Annotated in this window: 2 protein-coding genes and 1 pseudogene; 2 read left to right on the plus strand and 1 reads right to left on the minus strand. The window is 72.2% G+C overall.

Annotated features, from left to right (window positions below; all coding sequences use genetic code 11):
• Positions 1 to 317 precede the first annotated feature (317 nt).
• Positions 318 to 896, minus strand: a pseudogene (gfa, locus tag J0F76_RS19185) (S-(hydroxymethyl)glutathione synthase); the annotation flags it as partial.
• A gap of 299 nt (positions 897 to 1195) precedes the next feature.
• Here gfa and J0F76_RS19190 point away from each other — a divergent pair.
• Together J0F76_RS19190 and pbpC are read left to right on the plus strand one after the other, a co-directional pair.
• On the plus strand, positions 1196 to 6706 hold the full coding sequence (locus J0F76_RS19190) for an alpha-2-macroglobulin family protein (protein ID WP_207471957.1): 5511 nt from the start codon (positions 1196 to 1198) through the stop codon (positions 6704 to 6706).
• Between the two features lie 43 nt (positions 6707 to 6749).
• A partial coding sequence (pbpC, locus tag J0F76_RS19195) for a penicillin-binding protein 1C (protein ID WP_341351626.1) occupies positions 6750 to 8172 on the plus strand: 1423 nt, incomplete at its 3' end.

Raw genomic sequence — 8172 nt, forward strand, 5'->3', positions numbered from 1 at the left:
TCAGACCCCCCATACCTGCCTCAGCAGAAGGGAAGCACATCATAGGCTAGCTGGGAATCCTGAATCTCGATACCCGCGACATGCTCTAGGCAGTGACCTGCCAGGGGACGAGATCGGCAAGGCCTGTCTCGTCACCCAGCGCAATGACCATCATCCTATCGCTGGCCGCCGCCGAAAAGCCTGTTCAGCAGGCGGGTGACTATCGACCCGCTCTCTCTGGTGGGCGGCATCGGGGACGGGCTCTGATGCGGTGCGGGCGAGGCGCTGGGCGCTGCCCTGGCGGGTTCGGGAGATGCGCCTTGCCTTGTCTCGGCCGGCGCCGGTTTCGCCTGGCGCTTGGCCATGTGGGTCGCGATGGCATCCATCAAGGGCGGTGACAAGGTGTCGTAGGGGGTAAGGCCCAACTCGCGCAGGCGCGACCGGATGCCGTCCATCCGCGACGGATCGACGCCCGATTCGATGACGGAACTGACAAAGGCCGCGAATTCGGGGGCCGACCAGCCGTCCTCGGTCGACAGTTCGGTGTGCACGAAGTCCAGGCCGTAGAACGGGTGGTCCTTGTTCTCGATCCGGCCGTACATGTGGACGCCGCAGTCCTTGCAGGCATAGCGCTGGATCGGCGCGTCCTTGTTGACGACCTGCAGCTTGTCGCCGTTCTCCAGGACCTCGACCGCGTCGCGCGACACGACGGCGACCTGGCTGAAGATCGCGCCGGCGGGCTTCCAGCACTTGGTGCAGCCGCAGACGTGGTTGTGGGCGGTCTGCGCGCCGATCCGGACCTTGACCGGGTTCGTCGCGCATTTGCAGGTCAGCGTCCCGCCCGAAAAACCGGGGTTGCCTCGCTTGATGCCGTTGTCGACTGAAGGATGAATAAGCACGCCTTGAGTGTTTGCCATGGCCTTCTCCTCCGATGACCAGATCATCTCATGGTCTCTTGGTCGGAACTGTTCAGCAAGCTAGCAGAAAGTGGCAGAGGGGCTGTCGAAAAGGCGCTGTTCTCGGGCTTCCTGTGCTCATCGGGATATGGCGAAGCGTCCGCGGTGCGAACCTGCGAACAGACGGCGCCAGACCGGTTTCCATCTCTGGTCTTCATTGGCCGTCCTCCCTTGCGGCCGGGCTTGGAGCCTGTCTGCGCGATTGCCCGGCGGGTGTCAGCTGTGGCACTCTGATCCCGACGGGGATGAAGGGGGCTGGCATGGCGCGCGGTGGAAAGCAGGGCAGGTGTCTGCCCCTGGCGGCGGCACTGGTCATGCTGGGCTGGGCCGCCGGGGCGCAGGGTCCGGCGTCGGATGTCGTGCCCGAGGCGCGCATCGTCCTGCAGGCCGACGCGGATCTGCCAGGCAACGACCTGGCGATGATCCGCCAGATCGGGCAGGAGGCTTGCGTGCAGGCCTGCCTGGCAAACGACGGCTGCGAGGCGCTGACCTGGAACGCCCGCGCGCGCGCCTGCTTCCTCAAGGCGCAGCCGGCCGAGCCGATCGCCTTCGGGGGGGCGCAGTCGGGCATCAGGGTCGCAACGGACGACGCCGTGCTGGCGCGGGCAAGCGAAAAGCTGGCAAAAGCCCCCTGGATCACTGCCGAGGACCGGCGGCAGATGTCCGAGCAGGCGGGGCGGCTGGGAACGCTTCATCCCGGTGACATCGGCAGCGGTGCCGCCGATCTGCGGGCGCTTGCCGCGCTGGCAGCGGACGGGGAGGCGCGCATCCGCTGGCTGGGCGCGACCGTGGCCGCAAGCGATCTGGCCCGGGACTGGGCCGCGCTTGCCGTCGCCATGGACCAGGCCGCCGGATCGGTTGGGGGCGAGCGGAATTCGCAATTGCGCCGCTCGGCCGCGCTTGCGGCGCTGAACGGCTGGCTGCGCGACGCCGGCCCCGGCACGGAGGCCCTGCGGCTTTGGGCGCGCCTGGCCGAGGAGGACGGGCGCGGCCGTGACGCCCTGCAAGCCATCCGGCTTGCGGCCGAGGCCGAGCCTGCCAACGCCGACCTTGCGACCGAGCGCGAAGGATACGAGGAGCGTCACGGCTTCCGCGTCACCGGCAGCCGCGCCGATGCCGACGGCACCCGGCCCCGCGTCTGCGCCAGCTTCTCGGAACCCTTGGCGCGACAGATCGACCTGCGGCCCTTCGTGCAACTGCCCGATCCCGCACTGGCGGTCGAGGTCGAGGGTCATGACCTGTGCATCACCGGCGCGCCGCGCGGCGCGGTGCTGCGCTTCGCCCTGCGTGCCGGGCTGCCGTCCGATGACGGCGAAACCCTGCGCCGCACCGTCCAGCAGGCGCAATATGTGCGCGACCGTGCCCCGCTGGTGCGCTTTGCCGGGCGCGCCTATGTGCTGCCCGCGACGGGCGACCAGGGCCTTGCGGTGACGACGGTCAACACCGACCGGGTGGACCTGACGCTGTATCGCATGTCGGACCGCAACATCGTGCGGGCGCTTGGCGAAGGTCTGTTCGCCGCGTCCCTGGACGACTGGAAGGCCGACCGCTTCGCCGATGGCATGGGGACCGAGACATGGCGCGGGCAGATGGATGTCGCGTCCCCGACAGGCGGGGGCGAGCGGCCCGTCAATGCCGAGGTCGCGTCCCGCATCGACCTGCGCCAGGCGGGGCTGAGCCTTGATCCCGGTGTCTATGTGCTGAATGCCGCCGTGCCGGGACAGTCCACCGACCGCAGCCCGCGCGCCTCGCAGTGGTTCATGATCTCGGACCTGGGGCTGACGACGTTCCAGGGCAGCGACGGGCTGACGGTGGCGGTGCGGGGCCTTGGAGACGCCGCGGCGCGTCCTGGGGTCGAGGTCCAGCTTGTCTCTCGCGGCAACGCCGTCCTGGGAACGGCGATGACGGATGCCGAGGGCGTCGCCCGCTTTGACGCGGGCCTTGTGCGCGGCACGGGCGCCGCCGCGCCGGGCATCGTCACGGCCACCCGGCGCGAGGGCGACAGGATCGCGGATCTGGCCTTCCTGTCGCTGATCGACCCGGAATTCGACCTGTCAGACCGTGGCGTGGAAGGGGCGCCGCCCGCCCCGCCGATCGACCTTTTCGTGGCCCTGGACCGGGGCGCCTATCGTGCCGGGGAAACGGCGCACGCGACGGTCCTGGCCCGCGATGGACGCGCGCGCGCCCTGGACGGCCTGCCGGTGCAGGCCCGCGTGATCCGGCCGGACGGCGTCGAACACGCGCGCCTTGCCCCTCGGCCGGCGGGGGCGGGCGGTCACATCCTTGATGTCGCCATTCCGGTCAATGCCCCGCGCGGCGCATGGCGCATCGACCTGCGGGTCGAGGAGGACGGCCCGCCGCTCGCCTCGGCCCGGATGCTGGTCGAGGATTTCCGCCCCGAGCGGCTCGACTTCGACCTGGTGCTGCCGGATGGCGTCCTGCCTGCGGACCGGCCGGTCGAGGCCGGCTTCGATGCCCGCTGGCTGTTCGGCGCCCCCGCCGCCGGCCTGCCGGTCGAGGGCGAGTTGCGCCTGTCGCCCGCCCGCAGCCTGCCGGGATGGGAGGGCTATGTCTTCGGCCGCCACGACGATGCGGGCGAGTCCGACGTCGTCGGAATGCCCGCCGGGCGCACGGACGACGCGGGGCGTTTCAGTGCCCGCATCGACCTTCCGCCGGGCGTCAAGGCCGCCGCCCGACCGTGGGAGGCGACGCTGGTCCTGTCCGTCCGCGAAGGCGCGGGCCGTCCGGTGGAACGCCGGGCGACGCGCATCCTTGCCCCCGGCCGTGCCGCGCCGGGGATACGCCCCGACTTCGAGGGCGGCAGCGTGGCCGAGGGCGCCACGGCGGCCTTCCGCATCGTCGCGCTGGGCCGCGACCTGACGCCGGTGGCCGACGATCTGGAATGGACGCTCAACCGCGTCCGGACCGATTATCAGTGGTTCGCCATCGGCGGCGACTGGAACTGGGAGCCGGTGACTCGCCGCGACCGCTTGGACGGGGGAACGCTTGCGGCCACGCCCGGGGGACCCGCGACCCTCGCGGTCCCGGTGGACTGGGGCAGCTATGAGCTGGTTGTTCGAACCCGTGACGGTGCCGAAAGTTCGATCCTCTTCGACGCGGGTTGGGGCGCGGCGGGCGCGGGCAGCGACACGCCCGACCGGCTGCGCGTGACCTTGGACAAACCCGCCTACCGCCCAGGCGAGACGGCGCGGCTGACGCTGGAGGCCGCGGCGGATGGCGTGGCGCTTGTCTCGGTCCTGTCGAACCGGTTGATCGCGCTCCAATCCGTACCGGTGACGGCGGGCCGGAACGAGGTTGCGCTGCCGGTCACGGATGACTGGGACGCGGGCGTCTATGTCGCCGCAAGCGCGATCCGGCCCCTGACCGAAGGCGCGGGCCATGCGCCGGTCCGCGCCCTGGGCATCGCCCCGGCGGCGGTGGACCCTGGCGACCGGGTGCTGACAGCCACCCTGACGACGCCTGCCGAGTCGGGTCCACGCGGGTCCGCGCCCGTGACGCTGGCCGTCGAAGGCGCGCAGCCGGGGCAGGCAGTCCACGCAACGCTCTGGGCCGTCGATCAGGGCATCCTGAACCTGACCGGCTACCAGCCGCCCTCGGCCACGGCGCATTACTTCGGTCAGCGCCGGCTGGGCGTGGGCTTGCGCGATCTTTACGGTCGGCTGATCCTGCCCTCGGGCGCGGCCGACGGGACGCTGCGCAGCGGGGGCGACGCGGGGTCGATGCAGATGCAGGCGCCGCCGCCCACGGAACGGTTGATGGCCTGGTTCTCGGGGCCGCTGGTGCTGGACGAGGAAGGGCGCGCGACGGTCGCAGTGCCGCTGCCCGACTTCAATGGCGAGGTTCGGGTGATGGCCGTCGCCTGGACTGAAGGGGCGGTCGGGCAGGCCGACGCGACCATGCTGGTGCGCGACCCGGTGGTGGTGACGGCGACGGTGCCCGCCTTCCTCGCGCCCGGCGACCGGGCCGAGGCGCAGGTCCGCCTGACCCACGCCGCCGGTCCCGCAGGCGATGTCGGCCTGTCCATCGACAACGCCGCAGAAGTCGCGCTGGCGACCGACCTTGCCCCGCAGGTCACGCTGGCCGAACGGCAGACCGCCAACCTGCCGCTGGTCCTGACCGCACCCGATGCGCAGGGTCTGGCGCAACTGCGCCTGTCGGCCGGCCTGCCCGGCGGCACGACCGTCACCAAGGATCTGTCCATCCCGGTCGAACGGCTGGACCCGTCCGTGACCCGCGCCATGCGCCTGACCCTTGCACCGGGCGAGGCGATGCCGCTGGATCTGTCCCCTCTTGGTGATTTCCGGCCCGGCACCGGGCGGGTGACGCTGTCGACCGGCGCCTTCGCCGCGCTCGACGTGCCCGGCGCCATCGCGCAGCTGGCCGAATGGCCCTATGGCTGCAGCGAGCAGCTGGCCTCGGCGGCGATGCCGTTGCTTTTCGCGGCAGGCCTTGCGCCGGAAGGCGCGCCGTCCCGACCCGATGACGCAAGGGCGGTGGACAAGGCGATCGCCCAGATCCTGACCCGGCAGACGCCCGAAGGGGGCTTCGGCCTGTGGTCCGCGGAACCCGGCGACCGCTGGCTGGATGCCTATCTTACCGACTTCCTGTCGCGCGCCCGTGCCGCAGGCCATGCCGTGCCCGAGGCCGCCTTCCGCAATGCCCTGTCCGCGCTGCAGAACGGGCTGAACGCCGCCCCCGATCCCCAGTTCGCGGACCCCGGCGATAACGCGGCCACCGCTTACGCCGCCTATGTCCTGGCGCGGGAACGTGCCGCAGTCGTCAGCGACCTGCGCTATTACGCCGATACCGGGGCCGAACACCTCGCCTCGCCCCTGGCGGCCGCGCAACTGGGCGCGGCGCTGGCGGCGCTTGGCGATCAGCCACGAGCCGACGCCTTGTTCCGTCGCGCCCAAGCCCTGTCGGACATGGGGGCCGAGCGCGATGCCGGCTTCCGGTCCGACTACGGCACGCTGCTGCGCGACCGCGCGGGGATGCTGGCCCTTGCCGCCGAGGCGGGCAGCCAGGCCGTCGACCACGAGGGCACGGTTGCCACCATATCGGCGGCGCTGGACGGGTCCGAGGGACGCCTTTCGACGCAGGAAGCCGCCTGGATCGTGCTGGCGGGGCAGGCACTGACGGCGGGACCGGACGCGGGCAGGGGGCTGGCGCTGAACGGCGCGCCGCTGTCCTCGCCTTCGCTCGACCTCGGCGAGGCCGGCGCGGTGCCGGAAACGACGCTGGCCAACACGGGCGACGCACTGCTGGCGGTCACGGTCAGCGCCACCGCCGTGCCGGTCGGGGCCGAGCCGGCAGGGGGCACCGCCTTCGGCATCAGCCGCAGCTACTACACCCCCGAGGGCGAGCCGGTCGATCCCGCCCGGGTCGCGCGCGGCACACGCCTGGTCGCCGTGGTCGAGATCCGGCCCTTCGACGCCAGCGGCGGCCGCCTGATTGTCACCGACCCGCTGCCGGCGGGCTTCGAGATCGACAACCCCAACCTGCTGACGCAGGCCGACCTGGGCGGTCTCGACTGGCTGGAACTTACCGAATGGGCCGACATGACCGAGTTCCGGCAGGACCGCTTCGCCGCCGCCGTGACCAGCCGCGACGACCGGCCGATCCGGATGGCCTACCGGCTGCGGGCGGTCACGGCGGGCGACTTCGCCCATCCGGCGGCCACCGTGGCCGACATGTACCGCCCGGAACGCAGGGGCTGGACCGGCAGTGGCCGCGCCATCATCACGCCCTGAGGCCGGGCGGCGCCTCGGCCGCCGCCTTGTCGCATTGGCGGCGGTGCTGTTACTGACTGCCCATGGCGCGGACCGGGCCCGGGCCGCCTGGGACCGCTGGATCGACACGACGGTGCTGCCGCCTCTGGCCGTGCCCGTCGGGACCGAGGTGCTGGCCCGCGACGGCACCTTGCTGCGGGCCTTTCCGGTGGGCGACGGGCTGTGGCGGCTTGCGCCCCCGCAAGAAGGCGTCGATCCCCGCTTCCTGTCCATGCTGGTCGGGTGGGAGGATCGGCGCTTTCACGACCACGACGGCATCGACCGCCGCGCCATCCTGCGCGCCGCCTGGCAGGCGGTGACGCATGGCCGGATCGTGTCCGGCGCCTCGACCCTGTCGATGCAGGTCGCGCGGCTGCTGGAACGCGGCAGGACCGGCGACTGGCGCGCCAAGCTGCGGCAGGCGCGGGTGGCGCTGGCCTTGGAACGGCGGCTGGGCAAGGAGCGGGTTATCGACCTCTACCTGCGGCTGGCGCCCTATGGGGGCAATACCGAGGGCGTGCGCGCGGCAAGCCTGATGTGGTTCGGCAAGGAGCCGCGACGCCTGACCCCGGCCGAGGCCGCGCTGCTGGTGGCCCTTCCGCAGTCGCCGGAAACCCGCCGCCCCGATCTGATGCAGGCGCGTGCGGCAGCCAGGGCCGCGCGCGACCGCGTGATCGACCGCGCGCTGTCGCTGGGGATCATCGACGCCGAGGCTGCCGGGACCGCCCGCGCCACGCCGCTGCCCGAACACCGCCGGTCCTTTCCGGCCCATGCCGCCCTGCTGGCCGACCGCCTGCGGCGCGAGAACCCCGGCGCGCGGACCATCGAGACGACCATCGACGCCCGCCTGCAAGTCGCGGCGGAACGGCTGGCCGCCCGCGCGGTCGCGGGACAAGCCGACCCCGTTTCCGCCGCCATCCTGCTGGCCGACCACCGCAACGGGGACATCCTCGCCCAGGTGGGCACGGCGCAGTTTGCGGACGGTGCCTCGGGCGGGTTCGTGGACATGACGCGCGCGCCGCGTTCGCCCGGATCGACGCTGAAGCCCTTTGTCTATGCCCTGGGCTTCGACGAGGGGCTGATCCACCCCGAGACGCTGATCGAGGATCGGCCCGCCGCCTTCGGCCGCTGGCAGCCGCAGAACTTCGACAACCGTTTCCGCGGCACGGTCACGATCCGGCAGGCGCTGACCGAGTCGCTGAACCTGCCCGTCGTCCGCGTGGCCGAGGCCCTGGGGCCGGCCCGCGTCATGGCGGCCTTCAGGCGGGCCGGGATGGAAGTCGCGGTGCAGGGCGACGCGCCGGGCCTGGCGGTGGTTCTGGGGGGGGCGGGTGTCAGCCTTGCTGACCTGGTCCAGGGCTATGGCACGCTGGCGCGCGGCGGCACGCCGGTCCGGCTGCACGACCGCCCCGGCGTCCCGGAGGCGCCGGGTGCGCCCGCCATCGGCG

The sequence above is a fragment of the Paracoccus fontiphilus genome (assembly GCF_017356265.1).
In the GTDB taxonomy this organism is placed as follows: domain Bacteria; phylum Pseudomonadota; class Alphaproteobacteria; order Rhodobacterales; family Rhodobacteraceae; genus Paracoccus; species Paracoccus fontiphilus.

What these genes read in the sequence shown, in the direction of transcription:
- J0F76_RS19190 (WP_207471957.1), top strand. Translation starts at nt 1,196, where the DNA reads ATGGCGCGCGGTGGAAAGCAGGGCAGGTGTCTGCCCCTGGCGGCGGCA.